The 24,685-nt window shown below is 72.5% G+C and carries 22 protein-coding genes; 14 read left to right on the forward strand and 8 right to left on the reverse strand.

Translation table 11 applies throughout. The annotated features are described in order from the left end of the window. Positions 1-138 precede the first annotated feature (138 nt). From H5965_RS32725 to H5965_RS32750, 6 genes are all read left to right on the forward strand, one after another. Positions 139-1,485 carry a ferredoxin reductase family protein gene (locus tag H5965_RS32725; RefSeq protein ID WP_310974769.1) on the forward strand — a complete coding sequence of 449 codons (1,347 nt, stop codon included), beginning with the start codon at positions 139-141 and terminating at the stop codon, positions 1,483-1,485. Positions 1,486-1,494: 9 nt separating this feature from the next. Then, positions 1,495-1,977, forward strand: coding sequence for an FMN-binding protein (locus H5965_RS32730; protein WP_310974634.1), 483 nt, complete (start codon positions 1,495-1,497; stop codon positions 1,975-1,977). Further along, positions 1,974-2,714 carry an FAD:protein FMN transferase gene (locus H5965_RS32735; protein WP_310974635.1) on the forward strand — a complete coding sequence of 247 codons (741 nt, stop codon included), beginning with the start codon at positions 1,974-1,976 and terminating at the stop codon, positions 2,712-2,714. Before H5965_RS32730 ends, H5965_RS32735 begins: the two co-directional genes overlap by 4 nt. A gap of 62 nt (positions 2,715-2,776) precedes the next feature. Next, the gene (locus H5965_RS32740) at positions 2,777-3,157 is read left to right on the forward strand and encodes a VOC family protein (RefSeq protein WP_310974636.1); all 381 of its coding nucleotides are present in this window, start codon (positions 2,777-2,779) and stop codon (positions 3,155-3,157) included. Beyond that, a complete protein-coding gene (locus H5965_RS32745; protein WP_310974637.1) occupies positions 3,154-3,978 on the forward strand; it encodes a class I SAM-dependent methyltransferase in 825 nt (274 codons plus the stop codon). Before H5965_RS32740 ends, H5965_RS32745 begins: the two co-directional genes overlap by 4 nt. A 13-nt stretch (positions 3,979-3,991) precedes the next feature. Continuing rightward, entirely contained in the window at positions 3,992-4,969 is a 978-nt protein-coding gene (locus H5965_RS32750; RefSeq protein WP_310974638.1) for an asparaginase, read from the forward strand. On the opposite strand, the gene H5965_RS32755 is transcribed toward H5965_RS32750, so the two are convergent. The 3 genes from H5965_RS32755 to H5965_RS32765 form a co-directional block, all read right to left on the reverse strand. Beyond that, positions 4,970-5,449: a cysteine dioxygenase family protein gene (locus H5965_RS32755; protein WP_310974639.1), complete on the reverse strand. Its 480-nt coding sequence runs from the start codon at positions 5,447-5,449 to the stop codon at positions 4,970-4,972. Between the two features lie 178 nt (positions 5,450-5,627). Then, positions 5,628-6,644, reverse strand: a complete 1,017-nt coding sequence (locus H5965_RS32760) for an NAD(P)H-dependent glycerol-3-phosphate dehydrogenase (RefSeq protein ID WP_310974640.1) — start codon at positions 6,642-6,644, stop codon at positions 5,628-5,630. Then, complete coding sequence (locus tag H5965_RS32765) at positions 6,644-7,348, reverse strand: lysophospholipid acyltransferase family protein (RefSeq protein ID WP_310974770.1); 705 nt, start codon at positions 7,346-7,348, stop codon at positions 6,644-6,646. The genes H5965_RS32760 and H5965_RS32765 overlap by 1 nt, the downstream gene beginning before the upstream one ends. A 1,338-nt stretch (positions 7,349-8,686) precedes the next feature. Between H5965_RS32765 and cofC the strand changes: the two genes are divergently transcribed. Genes cofC through H5965_RS32780 form a run of 3 tightly spaced genes read left to right on the forward strand, consistent with a single transcriptional unit; the run spans position 8,687 to position 12,681 of the window. Further along, on the forward strand, positions 8,687-9,322 hold the full coding sequence (gene cofC, locus H5965_RS32770) for a 2-phospho-L-lactate guanylyltransferase (protein WP_310974641.1): 636 nt from the start codon (positions 8,687-8,689) through the stop codon (positions 9,320-9,322). Positions 9,323-9,364: 42 nt separating this feature from the next. After that, complete coding sequence (locus H5965_RS32775; protein ID WP_310974642.1) at positions 9,365-11,731, forward strand: RNA degradosome polyphosphate kinase; 2,367 nt, start codon at positions 9,365-9,367, stop codon at positions 11,729-11,731. Beyond that, a complete protein-coding gene (locus H5965_RS32780) occupies positions 11,728-12,681 on the forward strand; it encodes an NUDIX hydrolase (RefSeq protein WP_310974643.1) in 954 nt (317 codons plus the stop codon). The genes H5965_RS32775 and H5965_RS32780 overlap by 4 nt, the downstream gene beginning before the upstream one ends. Before the next feature lie 88 nt (positions 12,682-12,769). On the opposite strand, the gene H5965_RS32785 is transcribed toward H5965_RS32780, so the two are convergent. The 4 genes from H5965_RS32785 to leuC all read right to left on the reverse strand — a co-directional run bounded on the left by H5965_RS32785 (position 12,770) and on the right by leuC (position 19,440). Beyond that, positions 12,770-15,478, reverse strand: a complete 2,709-nt coding sequence (locus H5965_RS32785) for a BTAD domain-containing putative transcriptional regulator (RefSeq protein WP_310974644.1) — start codon at positions 15,476-15,478, stop codon at positions 12,770-12,772. Positions 15,479-16,404: 926 nt separating this feature from the next. Continuing rightward, positions 16,405-17,163, reverse strand: a complete 759-nt coding sequence (locus H5965_RS32790) for an HU family DNA-binding protein (protein ID WP_310974645.1) — start codon at positions 17,161-17,163, stop codon at positions 16,405-16,407. Between the two features lie 220 nt (positions 17,164-17,383). Further along, positions 17,384-17,986 (reverse strand): 3-isopropylmalate dehydratase small subunit, encoded by a 603-nt coding sequence (gene leuD / locus H5965_RS32795; protein ID WP_310974646.1) that lies wholly within the window; start codon positions 17,984-17,986, stop codon positions 17,384-17,386. A gap of 20 nt (positions 17,987-18,006) precedes the next feature. Then, positions 18,007-19,440 (reverse strand): 3-isopropylmalate dehydratase large subunit, encoded by a 1,434-nt coding sequence (gene leuC / locus H5965_RS32800; protein ID WP_310974647.1) that lies wholly within the window; start codon positions 19,438-19,440, stop codon positions 18,007-18,009. 143 nt (positions 19,441-19,583) lie between these two features. On the opposite strand from leuC, the gene H5965_RS32805 reads away from it, so the two are divergent. From H5965_RS32805 to H5965_RS32820, 4 genes are all read left to right on the forward strand, one after another. Continuing rightward, on the forward strand, positions 19,584-20,285 hold the full coding sequence (locus H5965_RS32805; RefSeq protein ID WP_051183801.1) for an IclR family transcriptional regulator: 702 nt from the start codon (positions 19,584-19,586) through the stop codon (positions 20,283-20,285). Positions 20,286-20,289: 4 nt separating this feature from the next. Further along, a complete protein-coding gene (locus H5965_RS32810; protein ID WP_310974648.1) occupies positions 20,290-20,997 on the forward strand; it encodes an MBL fold metallo-hydrolase in 708 nt (235 codons plus the stop codon). A gap of 90 nt (positions 20,998-21,087) precedes the next feature. Then, positions 21,088-21,342: a hypothetical protein gene (locus H5965_RS32815; RefSeq protein ID WP_310974649.1), complete on the forward strand. Its 255-nt coding sequence runs from the start codon at positions 21,088-21,090 to the stop codon at positions 21,340-21,342. A gap of 53 nt (positions 21,343-21,395) precedes the next feature. After that, entirely contained in the window at positions 21,396-21,974 is a 579-nt protein-coding gene (locus H5965_RS32820) for a hypothetical protein (RefSeq protein WP_310974650.1), read from the forward strand. 4 nt (positions 21,975-21,978) lie between these two features. Here H5965_RS32820 and H5965_RS32825 read toward each other — a convergent pair whose 3' ends face one another. Further along, positions 21,979-24,033, reverse strand: a complete 2,055-nt coding sequence (locus tag H5965_RS32825; RefSeq protein ID WP_310974651.1) for a glycoside hydrolase family 3 C-terminal domain-containing protein — start codon at positions 24,031-24,033, stop codon at positions 21,979-21,981. A 130-nt stretch (positions 24,034-24,163) separates the two neighbouring features. On the opposite strand from H5965_RS32825, the gene H5965_RS32830 reads away from it, so the two are divergent. Then, positions 24,164-24,643, forward strand: a complete 480-nt coding sequence (locus tag H5965_RS32830) for a hypothetical protein (RefSeq protein WP_310974652.1) — start codon at positions 24,164-24,166, stop codon at positions 24,641-24,643. Positions 24,644-24,685 lie beyond the last annotated feature (42 nt).

Here is a 24,685-nt window from a genome sequence, read left to right on the forward strand (position 1 = left end):
CATCTCCCGGCGCACGCCGATCGGCGTGCCCGGAGGACCCGCCGACAGTATTCCGACAGTCGGGGCAAAGCCTCCCCACAGGCTCGGTGCCGACGCTAGCCTTGTGAACCGAATCAAAGGGGGATCCGTGTGAGCACCATGACGCAGACCGTCGAGGCCGCGCGCCCGGCGATCCGCCCCCGGATCGCCGCGAAATCCGGCCTCTTCCTCTTCCTCGGCGCCAATGTGGCCGCCGTCACCGTCCTGTTCGTGCAGGCCGGGGTTTCGCAGAACGTGCTGATCACGATCGGCAGGCTGGCCGGCCTCTACGGCGCGCTGGCGATGGCGTTCCAGCTGCTGCTGGTGGCCCGGCTGCCCTGGCTGGACCGCCGGCTCGGGATGGACCGGCTGACCACCTGGCACCGGTGGACCGGCTTCACGCTCCTGTGGACCCTGCTGGCGCACCTGGTGTTCATCACCATGGGCTACGCGGAGGTTTCGGACAAAGGCGTCGTCGACGAACTGGTCGAGATGGCCAACACGCTCGAAGGCATCCTGCGGGCGCTGGTCGCCTTCGCCGTGATCCTCGTCGTCGGCGCCGTTTCGGCGAAGTTCGCGCGCAAGCGGCTCGCCTACGAGACGTGGCACTTCATCCACCTCTACACCTACGCCGCGGTGCTGCTCGCGTTCACCCACCAGATCGCGCTGGGCCAGTCGTTCGCCGGCACGGAAGCGGCGAAGGCGTACTGGTGGACGCTCTGGCTCGGGGCCGGCGCCGCCGTGCTCGCCGGGCGCGTCGTGCTGCCGCTCTGGCGGAACCTGCGCCACCAGCTGCGCGTCACGGCGGTGGTTTCCGAATCCCCGGACGTCGTTTCGGTGTACATGTCCGGCAAGCACCTGGACAAGCTGCCGGCCAAGGCGGGGCAGTTCTTCCTGTGGCGGTTCCTGACCAAGGACCGTTGGTGGCAGGCCAATCCGTTCTCGCTGTCGGCCGCGCCGGACGGCCGTTCCCTGCGGCTGACGGCGAAAGCCCTCGGCGAGTCGAGCGCCGGGCTGCGCAACCTGCCCGTCGGGACGCGCGTGTTCGCCGAAGGCCCGTACGGCGCGTTCACGACGATCCACCAGCGGCGGCCCGACGCGCTGCTCGTGGCGGGCGGTGTCGGGATCACGCCGATCCGCGCGCTGCTGGAGGACATCGACGGCCACGTCGTGGTGCTCTACCGCGTCCGCAACCAGGCCGACGCCGTGCTGCTGCCGGAACTGAACGAACTGGCCAAGGCGCGCGGCGCCGTCGTCAACGTGCTCACCGGGCCGGACCAGGCGGTGGGCCCGCGCGGCGTGCTGCTCGGACCGGCGAACCTGCACATGATGGTGCCGGACGTGCACGAGCGGGACGTGTTCGTCTGCGGCCCGCCGGGGATGACTTCGGCCGTGCTGCGCAGCCTGCGCGAGCTGCGCGTGCCGAACTCCCAGGTCCACGCCGAACGCTTCAGTCTCGCGGCCTAGGGGAACGTTGTGAAGAAGACCATCTTCGTCGTCGCGCTGTCGATCGCCGGGTTCATCGCGGTCTGGCGGTTCGAACCCGGACCGGTGCAGAACACCGCCGCCGCCCAGCCGCCACCGCCCGCGATCACCGCACCGCCGCTTTCCACGGCGCCGTCGGCGACACCGCCGTCACCGTCCTCTTCGGACAACAAACCACCCGGACCGTCCACTTCGGACCCGGCGGGCGGGGTGGTGACCACGCAGGGCACCGCGGAGTCCAGTGTGTACGGGATCGTGCAGGTCCAGGTGACGTTCTCCGGCAGCCGCCTCACCGCGATCACGCTGCTGCAGGCCCCGGACCACGGGCGGGCGGTCACCGCGCTGCCGAAGCTGCAGGAGGCGGCGATGCAGGCGCAGAGCGCGAACATCGACACGGTGACCGGTGCGACCGAGACGAGCGAGTCGTACAAGACCTCGCTGCAGGCGGCGATCGACGCGCGGGGCAAGAGATGACCACCCGGGTCGAACAGGTGATGGGCCTGCCGATCTCCCTCGACCTGCGGGACGAGGGGGACTTCGCGGAGGTGGTCGACGACGTCTTCGCGTGGTTCCGGGACGTCGACGCGCGGTTCAGCCCGTTCAAGGAGGACAGCGAGGTCAGCCGGTACGACCGCGGCGAGCTGACGGCCGCGGAACTGAGCGACGACCTCCTGGAGGTGCTGGAGCTCTGCGCGTACTACGAGCAGCTTTCCGGCGGGGCGTTCCGCGCGCGGCTGCCCGGGCGCGGCCTCGACCCGTGCGCGGTCGTCAAGGGCTGGGCGGTGCAGCGCGCGGCCGACATGCTCAAGGCCGAGGGCGCGGGGACGTTCTGCCTCAACGCCGGCGGCGACGTCGTCACGGCGGGCGAACCGGAGCCGGGCCGGCCGTGGCGGGTCGGGGTGCGCCACCCCGAGCAGCCCCTGGCGGTGTGCGCGGTCCTGGAGTCGCGCAACGGCGCGATCGCGACGTCGGCGGCGTACGAGCGCGGCTCCCACATCCTCGACGGCCGTTCGGGAACGCCGGCGACCGGCCTGATGAGCGTCACCGTGGTGGCCGGCGACCTGGTGACGGCGGACGCGCTGGCCACGGCGGCGTTCGCGATGGGCGCGGAGGGCATCACCTGGGCGGCCGACCGGCCGGACTGCGAGATCCTCATCGTCGACGACAGCCGCCGCGTGCACCGCACGGCGGGGCTGGCGCTGGCGTCGTAAATCGGTTCGCCCTCCCGGCGGGGCTGGGCCAGACTCGACGGCATCCGACTTCGAGGAGTGCCATGCCGTCGTCCGTGCTGAACGTCTCCGTCGACTGCGCCGACCCGTACACGCTGTGCCGGTTCTGGAGCCAGGTCACCGGAAAGCCGATCCCGGACACCGACCAGCCAGGTGACGACGAGGTGGGCTTCGAGCTGAACGACGGCACGACGCTGCTGTTCCTGCGCGTGCCCGAACCGAAGACGGTGAAGAACCGCCTGCACCTGTGCCTGCAGCCGGACATCCCGCGCGACGAGGAGGTCGCGCGGCTCCTCGGTCTCGGCGCGACGATGTTCGACGACCGCCGCAACCCGGACGGCACGGGCTGGGCGGTGCTGGCCGACCCGGAGGGCAACGAGTTCTGCGTGCTGCGCAGCGCCGCCGAGCGCGCGGCGACGTCGTGACGGATTCGTTCGCGGTCAACAAGGCCAACTGGGACGAGCGCGCGGTCCTGCACGCGGCGTCGCCGGACTACGGCTTCGCCCGGTTCGCCGGGGATCCGGCGCACCTGAGCGGTGTCGTGCGGTTCGACCGCCCGCGCCTGGGCGAGCTCACCGGGTTGCGCGCGGTCCACCTGCAGTGCCACATCGGCACGGACACGATTTCCTTGTCCCGCCTGGGCGCGGCCATGACGGGCCTGGACTTCTCGGGCGCGGCGCTGGCCGAAGCGCGCCGGCTCGCCGAGGCGGCCGGTGCGGCGGTCGACTTCCACGAGGCCAACGTGTACGACGCCGTCGACGTGCTGGGCGCCGGCCGGTTCGACCTCGTCTACACCGGGATCGGCGCGCTGTGCTGGCTGCCGTCGGCGGCGCGCTGGGCGGCGGTGGTCGCCGGGCTGCTGCGGCCGGGCGGGCGGCTGTTCATCCGCGAAGGGCACCCCATGCTGTGGGCGCACGACGAGGCCGCGAACCCGGCGGTGCTGCGGTACCCGTACTTCGAGCACGCCGAGCCGCTGGTCTTCGACGACCCCGAGACCTACGTCGCCGTCGACCGGCCGCTCGAGCACGGCCTGACCCACTCGTGGAACCACTCGCTGGGCGAGATCATCACGGCCCTGCTGGACCACGGCCTGGCGCTGACGGCGTTCACCGAGCACGACAGCGTGCCGTGGAACGCCTGGCCCGGGCAGATGGTCCACGACGACGGCACCGGCGAATGGCGGCTGCGGGACACGCCCTCGCGGCTGGCGGCGAGCTACACGCTCCAGGCGGTCAAGACCGGCTGAATAGGGTGGCCGCATGCCTTTGATCGCTCTCGCCTCCCTGGGCGGCACCATCTCGATGGCCCCGGCGGGCGACGGCGGCGGGGCCGTCCCGCGGCTCGGCGCGGCCGACCTGCTCGGCGGGCTCGGCGACCTGCCGATGGACGTCCTGGCCGAGACGCTGGCCGGGATCGGCAGCGCGTCGCTGGACTTCGCGACTCTGCTGCGCTGCCGCGAATGGGGCCTGCGCCAGGACGCCGATGGCTTCGTCGTGGTCCAGGGCACCGACACCCTGGAGGAAACGGCGTACTTCCTGGACCTGCACTGGCCGTCGGAGACCCCGGTGGTCGTCACCGGGGCGATGCGCAACGCCGGCCTGTTCAGCCCGGACGGCCCGGCGAACCTGCGCAACGCGCTGACCGTCGCGGCCGATCCGCGCAGCCGTGGCCGCGGAGTGCTGGTCACGCTCAACGACGACGTCCACGCCGCGCGCTGGGTGCGGAAGGCGCATTCGAGTCACCTGGAAGCGTTCTCCTCGGCCCCGGCGGGACCGCTGGGCATGGTCGTCGAGCACGCGGCGCACTGGTTCCACCCGTCACCGCCGCGGCTGCCGTCCCTGTCCGGGGACGACTTCGGCGGCCTGGTCCCGATCGTCGAGGCAGGTCTGGACGACTCGGGCGCGTTTCTGGAGCACGCCGCCGCGCAGCCGGACGTGCGCGGCGTGGTGGTCGCGGCGACAGGCGTGGGGCACGTGTCGTCGGGCCTGGCCGACGTGATCGCGCGGCTGGTGCCGTCGCTGCCGGTGGTCGTCGCCTCGCGGACGGGCGCGGGCCCCACGCTGCGCTCGACGTACGGCTTCCACGGCTCGGAGTCGAGCTTGATCGCGATGGGCGCGACCATGGCGGGCTGGCTCGACGCGCGGAAGTCGCGCATCCTCCTGCACGCCCTGCTGGCGTCCGGGGCCGGCCGGTCCCGCATCGAGCGGGAATTCCGGGCGCGCGGCGACCTGGACTGATCAGTCCGGGATCGGGCCCTCGACCGGGTCGAGGTGGTACGGGCGCATCGCGCGGCCGGCGTCGCGGTAGACGTGGACGGAGATCGCCGGGTCGGGGCCGTCGTTGCGGACTTCGTGCACGTACCCGGGCCCGAACACCCGCGACTGCCCCGCGGACAGCGCGTGCAGCTCGGTGACCGCGCGGCCGTCCGGCGCGCGGCGCGCCACGGCTTCGGTCAGGTGGCCGCCGACCACGGTGAACGCGCCGCTGGCGAACGCGTGGTCGTGCAGGTCGGTGCGCTGGCCGGGCAGCCAGCTCATCAGCCACACCTCCTGCTGCTCGTCCTTCGACACCAGCGTCGCGAAGCGCTCGTCGGGGTCGTAGCGCAGCAGGTGGCGCCAGCGGTCTCGGTCGGCGGCGACCTCGAGGGCGACGCGCACCGGGTGGCGCAGCGCGGGGTTTTCGGGACGCAGCAGGGTGTTGTCCGGAACGGCGAACATGAGGGTCCTCACGGGAAGAAAGGGGTGTCGAGCTGGGCCGGGGCTGAGTTCACCGACAACAGCGACACGCGCGCACGCACGAGTGGAGGCTCAGGCGGCCCCGCGACTCGGACATGGCGTACGCGAACATGCGAACAGAGTCGCAGCCGCGTCCTTCCCGGTCAAGCCGTCCCACGGATCAGGACCATTCGTGTTTCTGGGACCGTCCGAGCAGCTCCGCGCCGGCCTGGCGGGGGTCGACGCCCTCGTGGCAGACGCGGTGCATGGCGTCGGTGATCGGCATGTCGACCCCGAGGCTCCTGGCGAGCGCCCGGATCGACGAGCACGACATGACGCCCTCGGCGACCTGGCCGCCGGCGGCCGCCTGCGCCTGTTCGAGGGTCCCCCCGCGGCCGAGGCGTTCGCCGAAGGTGCGGTTGCGCGAAAGCGGCGACGAGCAGGTCGCGACCAGGTCGCCGACCCCGGCGAGCCCCGCGAAGGTCAGCGGGTCGGCGCCCAGTTTCGCGCCGAGCCGGGCCATCTCGGCCAGGCCGCGGGTGATGAGCGTCGCCATCGTGTTGGTGCCGAGGCCGAGGCCCGCGGCCATCCCGGTGCTGAGCGCGATGACGTTCTTGCAGGCGCCGCCGAGCTCGCAGCCGACGACGTCGGTGTTGGTGTAGGGGCGGAAGTAGGAGTTGGCGCAGGCCCGCTGGATCGCCACGGCGCGTTCGTGGTCGGCGCAGGCGAGCACGGAGGCCGACGGCTGCCCGGCGGCGATCTCCTTGGCCAGGTTCGGCCCGGTGACGACGACGACCTCGTCGGGTTCGATCCCGACGATCTCGCCGATCACCTCGCTCATCCGCTTGAGCGTGCCGAGCTCGACGCCCTTGGCGAGGCTGACCAGGATGGCGTCCTTCGGCAGCAGGCCGCGCCACGCCGTCAGGTTGGCCCGCAGGCTCTGGCTGGGCACGGCCAGGACGACGGCTTCGGCGCCTTTCGTCGCTTCCGCGGGGTCGCTGGTGGCCGTGATGTTCTCCGGCAGGGTCACGCCGGGCAGGTAGGCGCTGTTGGTGTGCCGGTCCCGGATGTCTTCGGCGACCTGCTCGCGGCGCGCCCACACGGTGACGTCCCGGCCGGCGTCGCCGAGCACCTTGGCGAAGGCGGTGCCCCACGAGCCGGCCCCGAGCACGGTGACCCGCTGCACGTCGGCGCGCATCAGGCGGGGTCTTCCGGCTTCACGGCGGGCGGTTCCTCGTGCCGGATCTCGGCGAGGAGCCGGGTCACCTCGTCCATCATGACCTTGGTGACCTCGCGGAGCTTCGTGGCGCTGCGGGGGTTGCCGCCGCGGTAGGCGGACAGGTCGATCGGGTCGCCGACGGAGTGGGTGATCGTCTTGCGCGGGAACGGCGTGAACTTCTTCGTGTAGCCGTTGAAGATCTGGCTGGTGCCCCACCGGGCGACGGGGATGATGGGCACGTCGTTCTGCAGCGCGAGCCGCGCGGCGCCGGTGAAGGACTCCTTCGGCCAGCCGGCCGGGTCCTTGGTGATGGTGCCCTCGGGGTAGATGACGACGATCTTGCCGTCTTCGAGGGCCTGGTGGGCGGCCTTGAGACTGTCCCCGGCGGCGGCCGACCCCCGCGAGACGGGAATCTGCCCGGACCCGGCGACGATCGGGCCGAGGATCGGGGCGCGCAGCAGGCTCTCCTTGAAGAGGAACCGGGGAACCCGCTTCTGCCGGTGCACGAAGACGGCGTCGACGGCGGGATCGAGGTGCGAGATGTGGTTCATGACGAGCAGAGCCGGGCCCTGCCGCGGAATCTTCTCGGCCCCGACGTAGACCCGCCGCGCAATGCCGGTGAGCGGGTAGAACAGTGCGGCGGCGAACCCCACCCAGAAGCCGCCCTTCTCACGCCGGGCCACGATCTCCTCCTCGCTCACGTCACATCCGGGGGTTGATCCTGCCGCGCCGGGTCGGGTGCGGTCCAGGGAGGGTCGGTTCGGGGGGTGGTTGGCCAGGCCGGGGGCGGTTTCGGGGCGCTTGCCGGGGGTTGTGCGCTGTTGGGGCGCGGCGGTTCGTGGGCCTGGTCGTGGTCGGGCCGGTCACCGGCTGGGTGGTGGTGCCGGTTGGCGGCTCGCCGGCCGGGCCGGGCCCAGCCGAGCCGTGCCGCCCGGGCGAGGGTCGGTTCAGCCTGCCCCGGGCCGAGCCGGGCCAAGCCGAACCAGGCCGAGCCGGGCCGGGCCGGGCCGAACCGAGCCAGGCCGGGCCAAGCCGAACCGGGCCGAGCCGGGCCGGGCCGGGCCGAACCGAGCCAGGCCGGGCCAAGCCGAACCGGGCCAGGCCGGGCCAGGCCGAACCGGGTCGGGCCGAACCGGGTCGAGCCGAGCCGGGCCGGGCCGAGCCGGGCCGGGCCCAGCCGAGCCGTGCCGCCCCGGCGAGGATCGGTTCAGCCTGGCTCGGGCCGCCAAACGCAACCCCGCCCTCCCAAGGCGGGGCCCGGCACAGTTCGGCTGGTGCGGGGTGCCGGCGCTCCTCGAAGGTCGCGAATGACTCATTCGGGACGTCCGAGGTCCCGAATGAGTCATTCGCGACACCGCAAGCCTCGCCGGCTCGCCAAGGCTCAGGCCGGTCCCGGCGGGCGGATCGCCTGGGCAGGAAGCGCCCGCCCCACCAAGCCCGCCAAGCAGCTCGATGCCCACCACCCCGAAGCCGTGATTGTCACTACGGCCGGTGGTACCGCGTCAAGGCGGGAAAGCGTGCCTTGACCCGGCACCACCGTCCGCGTGCTGGCTTCGGATCGGGGCGGCGGGGCAGGCCTGGGCGGGGTGCAAGTCCGGCGTCAACGTGCCGTTCGGTCCGGCGAAATCTCTTCGGCAGGGCTCCGGCTTCGCCGGAGCCCTGCCGAAGAGAAAGGGAGCCGGTCCCGAGTGGGCGGGCGCATCGGCGGAGCCTGCCGGAGCGAGTAGGAGCCGATCCCGGGTCGGCGGGCGCACCGGGGACCTGCGGTGTCGCGAATGACTCATTCGAGACGTCCGAGGTCCCGAATGAGTCATTCGCGACCACCGAGCAGCGCCAACACCACCCAGCCGCAACCCGCCCTCCCAGGGGGAACCACCACCGAATTGACGCTATCGCCCCCAGCCGTCAAAACCCCGCCCCAAGCCCCACCCCCTGGCGGACCTGTCCACAACCCCCGTCGTCTGTGGACAACCCGCCCCACTCACCCCCGCCCCTCTCGGCTTTCGGGTAAAGATGGACACGTGGACGTGGACCTGGTTGTACCCCTCAAGCACCCCCGTGACGGCAAGTCGCGGCTGCGTGGTGCCGTCGAACCCGCCCACCATCCCGGCCTGGTCCTCGCCTTCGCCAGAGACACGCTTGCCGCCGTCACGTCCAGTGCTCGGGTTCGGCGGGTGCTGGTCGTCGCCGCCGATCCGGGGGCCGTCCGCGAGCTGGCTGAACTCGGGGTCGAAATTGTCGGCGAACCCGATGAACAGACCCTCAACGCCGCCTTCCGGCACGGCGAAGCCCTGCTCAAAGCCGACGATCCCGGCGCCGCCGTCGGCGCCCTTCAAGCCGACCTCCCCGCCCTTCGCGCCGGCGACCTCACCGCCGCCCTAGCCGAAGCCCAAACCGAAGCCGCCGGCAAACGAGCCTTCGTCGCCGATCGCCAGGGCACCGGCACCACCCTGCTGCTCGCCGCACCCGGAGCCGCCCTCGATCCGCGGTTCGGGCCCGGCTCGGCGCGGCTGCACGCCGCGTTCGGGGCCGTCCCCCTGCGCGGGGCCCTGCCGACCCTGCGCAGCGATGTCGACACCCCGGATGATCTCGCTCACGTGCTCGCCCTGGGTGTCGGGAAACACACCTCGGCCTACCGCGCCGAGCTGTTCATCTGACCTTCACCGCGGTCTGCGCAATTCCGCCTGACGTAGTGAAGAATGGGGGCCGTGAGCACAGACGACGGCGGCACGCCCGCACCGCGGAGGCGACGGAACCCGGCCAGCGGATCTTCGGAGACGGCGAAGAAGAGCACCCCCGCCAAGAAGGTGCCGTCCAAGTCCACCGCGCGCGACACCGCCGCCCGTGCCACCGCCGGCAAGGCGAGGAGCCGCAAGACCACGTCGCCCGCGGCCACCCCGGCCACGACGCGGCGCCGCAGCGCCACGCAGGGCAACGCCCGCAACGCCGAGGAGTTCCGGGCCGTCCCGTCGGCGCCGCCCGCGGTCACCGTCGCGCCGACCGCCGTCGAGACGCTGCCCGACGACCGGTACTTCAACCGCGAACTCTCCTGGCAGGACTTCAACGCCCGCGTGCTCGCGCTGGCCGAGGACGAGTCGCAGCCGCTGCTCGAGCGGGCGAAGTTCCTCGCCATCTTCGCGTCCAATCTGGACGAGTTCTACATGGTCCGCGTCGCCGGCCTGAAGCGCCGCGACGAGACCGGCCTGCTGGTCCGCAGCGCGGACGGCCTCACCCCGCGCGAGCAGCTCGGCTACATCGCCAAGCGCAACCAGGACCTCGTCGAGCGGCAGACCGGCGCCTTCGAGAAGCACCTGCGCCCGCAGCTGGCCGAGGAGGACATCCACATCGTCGGCTGGGCCGACCTCGCCGGCGCCGACCAGCTCCGGCTGTCCAGCTACTTCTCCGAGCAGATCTTCCCGGTCCTGACGCCGCTGGCCGTCGACCCGGCGCACCCGTTCCCGTACATTTCCGGCCTTTCGCTCAACCTCGCCGTGACGGTCCGCGACCCTGAAGGCGGCACCGAGCGCTTCGCCCGGGTCAAGGTGCCGAGCAACGTGCCGCGCCTGATGCGCGTCGAAACCGAACGCACCAGCCGGACCGCGACCTTCCTGCCCCTCGAAGAGCTCATCGCCGCGCACCTGGGCGAGCTGTTCACCGGCATGGACGTCACCGAGCACCACGTCTTCCGCGTCACCCGCAACGCCGACTTCGAGGTCGACGAGGACCGGGACGAGGACCTCCTCCAGGCCCTCGAGCGCGAACTGGCGCAGCGCCGGTTCGGCCCGCCGGTGCGCCTCGAGGTCGCGCAGGACATGAGCGAGCACATGCTCGAGCTGCTGCTGCGCGAGCTGGACGTCGACCCGGCGGACGTCGTCGAGGTGCCCGGGCTGCTCGACCTGACCTGCCTGCACCAGCTGTCCGCTGTGGACCGCAAGGAGCTGAAGGACCGGCCGTTCGTGCCGGCGACGCACCCGGCGTTCGGCGAGCGCGAGACGCCGAAGAGCGTGTTCGCGACGCTGCGCGAGGGCGACGTGCTGGTGCACCACCCGTACGACTCGTTCTCGACCAGCGTGCAGCGGTTCATCGAGCAGGCGGCGGCCGACTCGAAGGTCCTCGCGATCAAGCAGACCCTGTACCGGACCTCGGGTGACTCCCCGATCGTCGACGCCCTGATCGACGCCGCCGAGGCGGGCAAGCAGGTCGTCGCGCTGGTGGAGATCAAGGCGCGGTTCGACGAGCAGGCCAACATCACCTGGGCGCGGACGCTGGAGCGTGCGGGCGTGCACGTCGTGTACGGCCTGGTCGGGCTGAAGACGCACTGCAAGGTGTCGATGATCGTGCGCCAGGAGGGCTCGACCATCCGCCGCTACTGCCACATCGGCACCGGCAACTACAACCCGAAGACAGCGCGGCTCTACGAGGACATCGGCCTGTTCACCGCCGATCCGAGCATCGGCGCCGACGTCACCGACCTGTTCAACGTCCTGACCGGCTACTCCCGCCAGGACACCTACCGGACGATCCTCACCTCGCCGCACGGCATCCGCCGCGGCATCGTGCGCGCCATCGGCGAGGAGATCGAGCTGGCGCGGGCCGGGCAGGACGCCGGGATCCGGATCAAGTGCAACTCGCTGGTCGACGAGCAGGTCATCGACGCGCTCTACCACGCGTCGCAGGCCGGGGTGCCGGTCGAGGTCGTGGTGCGCGGGATCTGCACGCTCAAGCCCGGCGTCGAAGGGCTGTCGGAGAACATCCACGTCCGCTCGATCCTCGGCCGGTTCCTGGAGCATTCGCGGATCTTCAACTTCCGCGCCGGCGGCACGCACTGGATCGGCAGCGCGGACATGATGCACCGCAACCTCGACCGGCGGATCGAGGCGCTGGTGCGCGTCAAGGACCCGAAGCTGACCGCGCAGCTCGACAACATCTTCGACTCGGCGCTGGACCCGGCGACGCGCTGCTGGGTGCTGACCGCGAGCGGCGAGTGGTCGCCGTTCCCCGCCGACGGCTCGCGCGTGCGCGACCACCAGCTGGAGCTGGCGAAGCTGCACGGGGCCGCCGGATGACCCAGGAAGTCCGGGCGGCCGGCGCGGTGCTGTGGCGCCTCGCCGGGGGCGTGACCGAGGTCGCGCTGGTGCACCGCCCGCGTTACGACGACTGGTCGTTCCCGAAGGGGAAGCTCGACCAGGGCGAAACGATCGCCGAGGCCGCGGTGCGGGAAGTCCGGGAGGAGACCGGGTTCACCGCCGTCCTGGGCCGCTACCTGGTCCGGTCGGCGTACCCGGTGCCCGCGCGGAACGGCTCCGGGACGGTGCCGAAGACGGTCGACTACTTCGCCGCGGAAGCGGTTTCCGGCGAGTTCGCGGCGAACGACGAGGTCGACGAGCTGCGCTGGCTGGACTCGATCGCGGCGGAGAAGCTGCTGACGCGCCCGGAGGACGTCCGGGTGCTGCGGGCGTTCTGCGAGCTCCCGGTGGGCCTGACGACGCTGCTGCTGGTGCGGCACGCCAAAGCGGGCAAGCGCGACGAGTGGTCGGGCGACGACGACCTCCGGCCGCTGTCGGAAGCGGGTCAGCGCCAGGCGGCGGCGCTGCGCCGGGTGCTGTCGCTGTTCGGCCCGGACCGGGTGTTGTCGGCCCCGCGGCTGCGGTGCGTGCAGACGGTCCACGGGGTGGCGGAGGACGTCACGGCGGAGGTCCGCCACGAGCCGCTGTTCTCGGAAGAGGGCTACTGGCCGGACCCGGTCCTGGGCGTGGCGCGCCTGCTGGCCGTGGCCGGCGACGGCGGGACACCGGTGGTGTGCAGCCAGGGCGGCGTGATCCCGGACCTGGTGAGCGCGCTGGCCGACCGGGACGGAGTCGAAATCTCGGCCGCGCGCGGCGGCGTGGTGCCGAGCAAGAAGGGCTCGTTCTGGGTGCTGTCGTTCCGCCCGCCGACGGACTCCGAAGGCCCGGTGCTCCTGGCCGCGGACTACCACCCGAGCGCCCTCCCGGCCCCCTCCCCCAGCCACTCCTGAGGCGCCGCGCCCCCGCTGTCACGACGAGACAGCGGCGTGACAGTCGATCTTGGTGTACTTGTCCCGGGTCCCGCTGGGCTGCGCCGGGCTAGGGGTACGGCGCATCCCCGGGCGAGGGGGTTTCTGTCGGCACCGTGGCCAGCAGGGCCTGGACCTCCGCGGCGCGGGGGTCGCCGAGGCGCTGGCTGACGGTCAGCGCCTCGGCCCAGTGGCCGCCCGCTTCGTGCGCGCGGCCGGTGCGGTGCTTGAGCCGGCCGAGGGTGATCTGGACGTCGATCGTGCCGTAGTCGGCGTTCAGCTCCTTCAGCTCGGCGAGCGCGTCGAGCCCGGCCCGCTCCGCTTCTTCGTGCCGGCCGGCTCCTTCGAGGGCCTCGGCGACGTTCCCCAGCGCGAGCGCCGCGTGGTAGCGGTCGCCGAGTTCCGCGAAGGCTTCGTGGGCGGACTGGGCGGCTTCGGCCGCGTGGTCGTAGTCGCGGAGGCCGATGCGGCTGGCGCTGACGTTGAGGAGCGCGTGCGGCACGAACGTGCGCTGGCCGTGGTCGCGCGCGAGGTGGACGGCCTTGAGGGCGTAGCGCTCGGCTTCGGCGTATTCGGCGCGGACGTAGTAGGCGCCGGCGAGGTTGGACAGGATCGCGACCGTCAGCGCGGTGCCGTCGCCGCCCTCGGACGCCGCGCGCGCTTCCTCCAGCGCCTCGATCGCCTTGTCGGGCTGGAGGGTGCGCAGGTAGGCCGAGCCGAGGTTGTTGGCGCTGTACTGGAGCCCCATGCCGTCGCCGGCGTCCCGGGTGGCGGCGACGGCCGCGCGGGCCGTGGTGATCCAGTCGTCGCGGTCGTGGCGTTCGGCGAAGAACCCGCGCAGGAGCCACGCGAGTTTCCAGGCGTGCGCGGTCCAGCCGTGCTCGGCGGCGATGCCGACGAGCGCGGTGAGGGCCTGGCGTTCGGTGGTGTACCAGGCGATCGTCTGCTCGTGCTGCGCGAAGCGGACGGCGGGCACCGGCGGCGGGTCGAGCGTGATGTCCTCGGTGAGCAGGTCGGGCCGGACCAGTTTGTTCGCTTCGGCGACGCCGGCGAGGTACCAGTCGACGAGCCGGCGCAGCGCCGCCGCGCGTTCGGCTTCGGTCGTCTCGGACTCGACGAGCTCGCCCGCGTAGACGCGCAGCAGGTCGTGGAACTGGTAGCGGTCGGTGCCCGGCTGGTTGAGCAGGTGGGCCGCGGCGAGCTGGTCGGCGAGTTCCCGCGCGTCCCGCAGGTCGGCGCCGGCCAGCGCGGCGGCCGAGGCCAGGCTGAACCCGAGGCCGGGGTGCAGGCCGAGCAGCCGGAAGAAGCGCGCCGCGGCCGGGCGCAGCGCTTTGTACGACCAGGAGAACGCGGCCCGCAGATCGGTGCCCGCGTCCTGCGGATCCCGGAGGGTGTCGAGGCGCAGCCGCTGGTCGCGGAGTTCTTCGACGATTCCGGCGAGCGAGACGCCGGAGAACCGGGACGCGCGTTCTCCGGCCAGCGCCAGTGCCAGCGGCAGGCGGCCGCAGAGCTGGACGAGTTCGGCGACGGCGTCGGGTTCGGCGGCGAGGCGCTGCGGCCCGACGCTGCCGGCGAGCAGCGCGGCCGCGTCGCGGTCGTCGAAGGACCGCAGGGCGATGCGGCGGGCGCCGTCCCGGGCGACGAGGCCGCGCAGCTGGTTGCGGCTGGTCACCACGACGAGGTTCCCGGGCCCGGGCAGGAGCGGGCGGACCTGGTCGGCGTCGCGGGCATTGTCGAGCAGCATGAGGGTGCGGCTGCCGGCCAGCCTGCTGCGCAGCAGCGCCGAGCGTTCCTCCACAGTGGAGGGCAGCGTCTCGGCCGGGACGCCGAGGGCGCGCAGGAAGCCGGCCAGCGCGGCGCCGGGCGTGACCGGGGTGTCCGCGGAGTGGCCGCGCAGGTCGAGGAACAGCTGGCCGCCGGGGAAGCGCTCGCGGACGCGGTGGGACCAGTGCACGGCCAGGGACGTCTTCCCGACGCCGGCGGTGCCCTCGATGACGACGATGCCGGAGCCGTCCCCGGGCGGCAGCCGGTCGAGTTCGGCCAGTTCGGGGCCGCGGCCGGTGAAGCCGGCGACGTCGAAGGGCAGTTGCCGCGGAACGGTGTGGACGGCCGGATCGGCGTCGGCGGCGAGCAGTTCGGCGTGCAGGCGGCGGAGGTCTTCGCCGGGTTCGACGCCCAATTCGTCGGCCAGCAACGCCCGCAGCCCGGCATAGCGGGCGAGCGCTTCGGCCCGGCGCCCGGACCGGGCGAGGGTGCGCACCAGCCGTTCCCACAACGACTCCCGCAGCGGGTGCTGGGCGACGAGGTCGGTGAGTTCGGCGACGAGCCGCGCATCGGGGACGAGCCCGGTGTCGAGGTCGATCCGCTGTTCGACGGCGAAGAGGTACCGCTCGGTCAGCAGCGGCCCCCATTCGGCGGCCAGCGCGGGAGAGCCGACCCCTTCGAGCGGAACACCCCACCCGTCGAGAGCGGCGGCGAGCAGTTCCCGGCGGCGGGCGGGTTCCGCCGCGGCGGCGGCCTGGTCGAGCAGCTGGAGGAAGCGCAGGGCGTCCACCCGGGACGGGTCGACGACCAGCCGGTACCCGTCCGGTTCGGTGACGACGGTGTCTTCGCCGCAGAGCCGGCGCAGGCGCATGACGTAGGTCTGCAGGCTGCCCCGGATGTGCGCGGGAGGGGTCTCGCCCCAGACACCCCGGGCGAGGGCATCGATGGAGACGAGCCGCCCGGCGGCGAGCGCGAGCGTGGCGAGCAGCGCGCGCTGGCGGGAACTGGTCAGCACGACCGGCGAACCGTCGACGAGCACGTGGAACGGGCCGAGCAGCCGGATGTCGATGGTGGTTCGCCCCCAGGTTCGCCTCGCCCACGGCCGGCCCCGCCGGACGCGGGCCCGAGGAACGCAGCGTGGCATCACTCGGCCGGGCGCTCAAGCAACTTCGCGAAATTGGACGGAACCGGTCCCGGCACCCGCGGTTGCGGCGGCGCAGGCGGTGGGTGACTTCCCATCCGTTCCGCGGAGTCGGTGGTGCGTTCGGCGGGGATCGGTTGCGGGGCGCCGGTTTGGGTTGCGGCTCGGCCGGCTGGTCCGGGCTCGCGAGGATCCGACACCCTGGGTACGTGAGCCGACCGTCCGGGTACGCGAGCCGACGCTGTGGGTACCCAAGCTGGCGTTTCAGGTACGGACAGTCCCGCTCGGTACCCGAGCCGACCATGCTCGCGCGCGAACCTGGACCACCCGGGTGGGCAAGCGACCACCCAGGCACGCGAGCCGACCTCCGGGTGCGAAGTCGACCGTCCAGGCGTGCGAACCGACCGCCCGCGCGGGCCCGTCCTGCCGAGACGCAAGCCGACCGCCAAGGCGCAAGCCGGCCGCCGAGGCGCAAGCCGGCCGCCGAGGCGCAAGCCGACCGCCGAAACGCAAGCCGACCGCCGAAACGCAAGCCGACTGCCGAGGCGCAAGCCGACTGCCGAGGCACAAGCCGGCCGCCGAAACGCAAGCCGACCGCCGAGGCGCGCAAGCCGACCATCCCAGCGCGCCGGCCGCGCCGCCGGGCGTGGATCCCTTCCGCCGCAGGGTGCGGACATGCGGCAGGGCCCCGCGCACCTCGCGCGGGGCCCTGCCGAAAAGCTGCTCGTCTAGCAGGGGGTCGCCCCCAGGGGGTCCCCCTGATTTCACGTTACCGCAGGGGTACGACAGTTTCGGGCGGCTCAGTCCTTCTTCGCCGCGGCTGAGGTTCGGCGGGCCGGGGTCTTCGCCGCGGTGGTCCTGGCCGCCGGGGTCTTGCGGGCCGTGGTCGTCTTCGCCGCCGTGGCCGGCTTCGCGGCCGTGGTCGACTTCGCCGCCGTAGCCGACTTCGCCGCCGTCGTCGACTTCGCAGCGGTAGTCGACTTCGCTGCCGTAGCCGACTTCGCCCCAGCCGCCGGCTTCGCCGCCGTGGCGCGAGTCCGCGTGGTCGCCGGCTTCGCGGCCGCCGCCTTCGCCGACGTCGTCCGAGTGGCCGCCGTCCGCGTCCCAGTCGTCCGCGTCGCCCCGGTCCGAGTCGCAGCCGTGCGCGTCGCCGCCGGCTTGACCGCCGCTGCCCTGGTCCGCGTAGCCGTCGAACCCGTCGCCGCCGGCTTCGCCGCAGCCGCGCGCGAAGCAGCCGTCGTCCCCGTCGCGCGCCGGACCGGAGTCGCCTTCGGCAGCTTCTTCGCTCCGGAAACCACGTCCCTGAAGGTCGTCCCCGCGCGGAACGCGGGCACGTTCGTCTTCTTCACCCGGACCGCTTCGCCCGTGCGCGGGTTGCGGGCCGTCCGGGCCGCTCGGGCCCTCTTCTCGAAGACGCCGAAGCCCGTGATGTTGACCTTTTCGCCCTTGTTGACCGTCCGGATGATGATGTCGACCAGACCGTCGACCGCCTCGGCAGCGGCCTTCTTGTCGCCCAGGCGCTCGGTCAGCGCCTCGATCAGCTGGGCCTTGTTGGCCATGTCCAGTCCTCCAGGAAGGATCCACGGCCGCGTCGGCCGGCTGGCCACAACGGTATTACCAAGGCAGCCCGATTCCAACCGGCGTGCGGAACTTTCCCTTGCCCTGGGACGGGTTCCGGCGAACGCCGAAGCGCGATGACAGGCTCGCGGAGGGCTGTTCGGCGAAACCAAAAAATGGGCGGAATCGCTTGCCTGGCAAGCGATTCCGCCCCTCATACCACTAGCCGGCGGCGACCGGCGTCGTCGTCGGCTTCCAGGACGGGCGGCTCGCCTCGAAGGCGTCGATCTCACCGGCATGGCGCAACGTCAGCGCGATGTCGTCGAGACCTTCCAGCAGCCGCCAGCGCACGTAGTCGTCGATCTGGAAGGGCGCGGTGAAGTCCTTCGCCCGCACGGTCTTGGTCTCCAGGTCGACCGTGACCTCGGTGCCGGGCTCGTTCTCCAGCAGCTTCCAGAGCAGCTCGACGTCGTGCTGCTCGCACTGGGCGGCCACCAGGCCGCCCTTGCCGGAGTTGCCGCGGAAGATGTCGGCGAACCGGGCGGAGATGACGACCTTGAAGCCGTAGTCCATCAGCGCCCAGACGGCGTGCTCGCGGGAGGAACCGGTTCCGAAGTCCGGGCCCGCGACCAGCACGCTCCCGTTCTTGAACGGCCCCTGGTTGAGGATGAAGTTCTCGTCGCCGCGCCAGGCGGCGAACAGGCCGTCCTCGAACCCGGTCCGGGTCACCCGCTTGAGGTAGACCGCCGGGATGATCTGGTCGGTGTCCACGTTGGACCGGCGCAGCGGGACGCCGACGCCGGTGTGCTGGGTGAACGGTTCCATGGCTGTAGCTCCTCGGGTGGTCAGCGGGCGGCGGTCAGCAGGTCTTCCGGCGACGACAGCGTGCCCCGCACGGCCGTGGCGGCGGCCACGAGCGGCGAGACCAGGTGCGTCCGGCCGCCCTTGCCCTGCCGGCCCTCGAAGTTGCGGTTCGACGTCGACGCGCTGCGCTCGCCCGGCTTCAGCTGGTCCGGGTTCATGCCCAGGCACATGGAGCAGCCGGCCTGGCGCCACTCGGCGCCCGCCTCGGTGAAGACCTGGTCGAGCCCCTCGGCCTCGGCGGCCTTGCGGACGCGCATCGAGCCGGGCACCACCAGCATCCGGACCGACTCCGCCACCTTCCGCCCGCGCAGCACCTCGGCCGCGGCCCGCAGGTCCTCGATCCGGCCGTTGGTGCAGGAGCCGAGGAAGACCGTGTCGACGGCGATCTCACGCAGCGGCGTGCCGGGCTTCAAGTCCATGTAGGACAGGGCTTTTTCAGCGGCGATGCGGTCGTTCTCGTCCGGGATCGCCTCCGGGTCCGGCACCTCGGCGCCCAGCGGGAGGCCCTGGCCGGGGTTGGTGCCCCAGGTCACGAACGGGGTCAGCGCGCTCGCGTCGAGGTGGACTTCGGCGTCGAACTCGGCGCCGTCGTCGGTGCGCAGCTGCCGCCAGTTTTCGACCGCCGCGTCCCAGTCCGCGCCCTGCGGTGCGTGGGCGCGGCCCTTCAGGTACTCGAACGTCGTCTCGTCCGGGGCGATCATTCCGGCGCGGGCGCCGGCCTCGATCGACATGTTGCAGACGGTCATCCGGGCCTCCATCGAGAGGGCCTCGATGGCCGAGCCGCGGTACTCCAGGATGTAGCCCTGGCCACCGCCGGTGCCGATCTTGGCGATCACCGCGAGGATGATGTCCTTCGCCGTGACGCCCGGGCGCAGCTGCCCGTCGACGGTGATCGCCATCGTCTTGAAAGGACGCAGCGGCAGCGTCTGGGTGGCCATGACGTGCTCGACCTCGGACGTGCCGATGCCGAAGGCGATGGCGCCGAACGCGCCGTGCGTCGAGGTGTGGCTGTCGCCGCAGACCACGGTCATGCCGGGCTGGGTCAGGCCGAGCTGGGGGCCGATGACGTGCACGATGCCCTGCTCGGCGTCACCCATCGGGTGCAGCCGGACCCCGAACTCCGCGCAGTTGCGGCGAAGGGTGTCGACCTGGGTGCGCGAGACCGGATCGGCGATGGGGAGCTCGATGTCCACGGTCGGGACGTTGTGGTCCTCGGTCGCGATGGTCAGGTCGGGGCGGCGCAGCTGCCGCCCGGCCAGGCGGAGGCCGTCGAAGGCCTGCGGGCTGGTCACTTCGTGCAGCAGGTGGAGGTCGATGTAGAGCAGGTCCGGTTCGGCGCCTTCGCCTCGGCGCACGAGGTGGCTGTCCCACACCTTCTCCGCCAGCGTGCGGGCCTTGCCGGTCGGGCTGGTCATCTCCGGCTCCTTCCACGGTTCGTCGACGAACTCGGGCGCGCACCTGCGAGATCGGGTGCGAGCCGCGAAGGAGGGGCGCAGCTCGAGTTCAGGGTTTTCCCAGATGCTGGACTTCCCAAAGTGCGGGACGCTAGTATCGGGTCGTGGGACAGCATAGCGGTATCGGAGTACTCGACAAAGCAGTGGCCGTCCTGCAGGCGGTCGCGGACGACCCCTGCGGCCTCGCGGAACTGTGCACGCGGACCGGCCTGCCCCGGGCCACCGCGCACCGGCTCGCGGTCGGCCTGGAGGTGCACCGGCTGCTGCGCCGCGGTCCGGACGGCCGCTGGCGCCCCGGCACGGCGCTGGCCGAGCTCGCGGGCGGTTCGACGGACCCGCTGCTCGACGCCGCGGGCGTGGTGCTGCCGAAACTGCGCGACGTCACCGGTGAGAGCGTCCAGCTGTACCGGCGCGACGGCGTCCAGCGCGTGTGCGTCGCGACGGCCGAGCCGCCGAGCGGCCTGCGCGACACGGTGCCGGTGGGTTCGCGCCTGCCGATGACGGCGGGCTCGGGCGCGAAGGTCCTGGCGGCCTGGGCGGACCCGCACACCCAGCGCACCATCCTGGCCGACGCGGTCTTCGGCGAGCGCACGCTCCTCGAGGTCCGGCGCCGCGGCTGGGCGCAGAGCGTGGCCGAGCGCGAGCCGGGCGTGGCGAGCATTTCGGCGCCGGTGCGGGATTCGGCGGGCACGGTCGTGGCGGCGGTTTCGGTGTCGGGACCGATCGAGCGGATCGGCCGGAAGCCGGGTGCCCGCTGGGCGGCGGATCTCCTGGCCGCGGCGGACGCTCTGCAGGAACGGCTCTGACCCGGTGCTGAACCAGGTGGCCGACGGGGTCTGGGTGCGGCAGAGCGACTGGGTCTGGAGCAACACCACCGTCGTGGAAACCGACGCCGGGCTCGTCCTCGTCGACCCCGGCATCCGGGGCGCGGAACTGAACGAACTCGCCGACGACCTCGAGCGGCTCGGCTCCCCCGTCGTCGCCGGGTTCTCCACCCACCCGCACTTCGACCACCTGCTCTGGCACCCGCGCTTCGGCGACGTCCCCCGCTACGGCACCGCGGCCAACGCGCGCATCGCCGGCGAAGCCCGCGAACGCGCCCAGGCCATGGCCCGGGACACCGCGCCGGACATTCCCCTTGAACCGATCGCGCGGCTCACCCCGCTGCCCGGGAACGGCCACCCGCTCCCCGGCGAAGTCATCGAGCACGACGCCCACGCCGTCGGGCACGCCGCCCTGCTCCTCGCCGATCGGGGCGTCCTGATCGCCGGCGACCTGCTCTCCGACGTCCTGATCCCGCTCCTCGACCCCCGCCGCGACGAGCAACCCGGCACCTACCGAGCCGTCCTCGACCGGCTGGAAGACGTCGCCGAAGAGGTCGATGTCCTCATCCCCGGCCACGGCGCCGTCGCCCGGGGCGCGGAAATCGCCGCCCGGTTCGCCGTCGACCGGGCCTACCTCGACGCCCTGAGCCGCGGTGAGGATCCGGACGACCGGCGCTGGGGGAAGCGCACCTGAGCCGATCGGGTGACCCTGCGCGAAGTCGCGTATTCGGTGACGCCGGCCACGTCTCCTCCTTGTCAGCACCACCAGAGGGGGATGACCGAGATGACCACCGAACTGAATCGCCGCGCGATGGCGATGCTGCGGGCCGTCGGGGCCGGACGGGCCGAACTCACCTGCAGCTGCGAGCCCGACCTGCGGGTCGACGGCCTGCCCTGCTGCGACCAGGCCACCGCGCACCAGCTGGCCCGGGCCGGCCTGATCCGGCCCGCGCGGGCCGTCGCCGTCGGGCAGTGGACGCGGGCCGAGCTCACCGCCGCGGGCGTTCGGGCATTGGGCGGAACTCTCGCCGCCGCATGACTCAACCTTCCGGCCCGCTCGCGCGTGTACCCGGCACAACGCGAGGGGGTTCCATGAAGATCGCCACTGCCCTGCTGGGTGCCTGCCTGCTGCTGACCGCGTGCGGGACCACGCCGTCCGCGGCCCCGCCACCCCAGAACCCGGTCCCGGTGCAGACCGTCACGTCCGCGCCGACCGCCGACCCGGCCGCCGTGCGCTGGATGGACGGCTTCTGCGCCGCCGTCCACGGCTACCGGGAGCGCACCAACCGGGAAGCCGAGACCGGCCGGCCGACACCCAAGTCGGTCGCCGAGGCGCAGAAGGCGCTCAGCGCGACGCTGGGCGGCATCGCGGCCCGCACCGGCGAGGCCGTCGACAAGCTGACGGCGCTGCCGCCCGCGCCGGTGCCGCTCGGCGACACGGTCCGCCGGGCCTTCGTCACGAAGTTCACCAACGCCCGCGACCACGCCGCCGAGGCGAAGGCCACGCTCGACCGCGCCAAGCCGGGCAACGAAGCGTCCCAGAACCCGGCGGCCCAGGCCGTCGCGCAGGCGCAGCAGGACGTCGACGGCGTCTACGACCCGGTCGGCGCGGTGAAGGACTCCCCGGAGCTGATGCTCGCCGCCGCCACCGCGCCCGGCTGCAAGGCCTGAGCCTTCAGCGCCGCACGAGCGGCGCCTGCAACGGCAAGGACCGCGACGAACCGCCGACGGACACGGTGAACGCGCCCCGCGTGGGCTGCCACGCGTGGCTCACCGTGTCCCAGACGGAGAAGGCGCGCGCGTCCAGCCGGATCGTCACGCGCCGGGCCTCCCCCGGCGCCAGCGAGACCCGCTCGAAGCCCTTCAGCTGACGCGGCGGCTCGCCCGCGGCCGCCGGGAAGCCCAGGTACAGCTGGGCGACCTCGGCGCCCGCCCGCTGCCCGGTGTTCCGGACCGTGAACGTCGCCGTGGCGCCGTCGCCGGTACCCCGCACCGACAGGCCCGAGTAGGCGAACGTCGTGTACGACAGGCCGTGGCCGAACGGGAACAGCGGGGCCCGGCCCTGCGCGTCGAACCACCGGTAGCCGACCTGCAGCCCCTCCGAGTACGTCGCGACGCCGCCCACGCCGGGGAACCGGTCCGGGGTGTTCGCCGGGGTGTCGGCGTCCGCCGCCGGGAACGTGATCGGGAGCTTCGCCGACGGGTTGACGTCGCCGAAGAGCACGCCCGCCACCGCCGCGCCGTCCTGCTGGCCCGGGTACCACGCCTGGAGGATCGCCGGCACGCGCGCGGCCCACGGCATGAGCACCGGGCCGCCGCTCTTCACCACGACCACCGTGTGCGGGTTGGCGTCGGCGACCGCCGTCACCAGGGCGTCCTGGTTGCCGTCGAGGGCCAGGCTCGGCCGGTCCTTGCCCTCGGTTTCGTTGTCCCCGACCATCACCACGCTGACGTCGGCGGTCCGGGCCAGCGCGGCCGCGCGCGCGACGTCACTGCCGTCGTCGAGCGTCACCAGAGCACCGGGAACCCGCTGCCGCAGACCCGGCAACGGGTCCACTGTGGACGTCGGGATGACGGCCGAGCTGCCTCCGCCGCCGGTCTTGGCCTTGGTCGCGAACGGCCCGATCAGCGCGATCGACCGCACGCCGGCGTCGAGCGGGAGCTGCGCGTGTTCGTTGCGCAGCAGGACCATGCCGCGTTCGGCGAACTCCTTGGCGGCGGCGTCGTGCCGGGCCGTCGGCAGCGGCGAAAGCACCGGCGGGTGGTCGAACTGCCCGAAGGCGAACATGGTGCGGAACCGTGGCAGCAGCAGCTCGTCGACCCGCTGTTCGGTGACCTGCCCGGCCAGCACCGCCTGCTTCAGCTTGTCGCCGTACCAGGTGCCGTCGATCATTTCGAGGTTCATGCCCGCGTTCGCCGAGCCGACGGTGCTGTGCGCGGCACCCCAGTCCGACTGGACGAACCCAGTGAACCCCCAGTCGTCGCGCAGCTTGCCCTGCAGCAGGTCCGGGTTCTCGCACATGAACACGCCGTTGATCTTGGGGAAGGCGCACATCACCGAGCCCGCGCGGCCTTCGGTGACCGCCCGCTCGAAGTGCGGCAGGTAGATCTCGTTGAGCGTGCGCTCGTCGATGTGCTCGTCGATGCTGAAGCGCTGGGTTTCCTGGTTGTTGGCCGCGTAGTGCTTGACCTCGGCGATGGTGCCGTTCTCCTGGATCCCGCGGATGTCGGCGGCGGCCAGCGCGCCGGCGAGGAACGGGTCCTCCCCCATGCCTTCGAACGTCCGGCCGTTGCGCGGGACGCGGGCGATGTTGATGTCGGGCGCCTCGGAGACGTGGTGCGCGAGCGCGCGGGTTTCGCTGCCGATCAGCCGGCCGTACCGGCGGGCGACGGCGGTGTCGAACGTCGACGCCAGCGCCATGGTGGCCGGCAGCGCGGTCGCCGGTTTCTGCGGCTTGTCGTCGGCCGGGCCCATGCCCGCCGGGCCGTTGGCGATCCGGAAGCCCGGGACGCCGAGCCGCGGGATCGGCGGCACGAACCGCTGGTGCTCGGCGTCGGGCTGCAGGTGCAGCTGGGAGATCTTCTCGTCGAGGGTCATCGCCGCGACGAGCTCGGCGGCCCGGCGATCGGGTGACTGCCGGGCGTCGCGCCAGGGTTGCGGTTGCGCGGCCGCCGGCGTCGTCAGCGACAACCCCAGGACCACGGCGAGAACGATCGGGCCGGTGCGCATCCGGCCAAGCTAATCCATACGTGACACAGAAACATAGACGCGATTTACGTTCACGTACTTGAACGTAGATTGGACTCAACCATTTCCCCGGCTCAGGCGTGAGAGGAGCACTGACGAGAGGGGACGAGTCATGGTCAAGAAAAGCCTGATCGGCCTAATGGCGGCGAGCGCGGCGACACTCGCGCTGACGGCCCCGGCGAGCGCGGCCGACGAAGGCGGGTGGAGCCTGACCGCGAAGGTCGAGCCGGGCGGCCGGATCGTCGCGGACGTCTACACGGGGCTGGGCCACTCGGCGTGCACCCCGACCGGACCGGTCACCTCGGCGGGCTTCACCGCCCCGATCACGATGGTCGGCGTCGGCAACTGGGGGCACATGAGCGGCAGCACGACGGCGATCGGCCGGCCCGGAAAGTACACCGCCTCCTACCCGTGTTCGGAGGGCCGGTCGCCGACCCTCACGTTCACGATCCTGGGCACCCCGCCCCCGGGCACGACGACGAAGCCCAAGCCGAAGCCGCCCACGTCGTCGAAGGCGCCGAAACCGGCGAAACCGCAGGTCGCGGTCAAGCCGACCGGGGCGCCGCAGACCGGGGACGGCTCGCTGAGCTGACCCTCCACAGAGGACACCCCGGGCCGGCGCGTTCCCCAGGCC

Source organism: Amycolatopsis sp. 505 (assembly GCF_031625235.1).
Taxonomy (GTDB): Bacteria; Actinomycetota; Actinomycetes; order Mycobacteriales; family Pseudonocardiaceae; genus Amycolatopsis.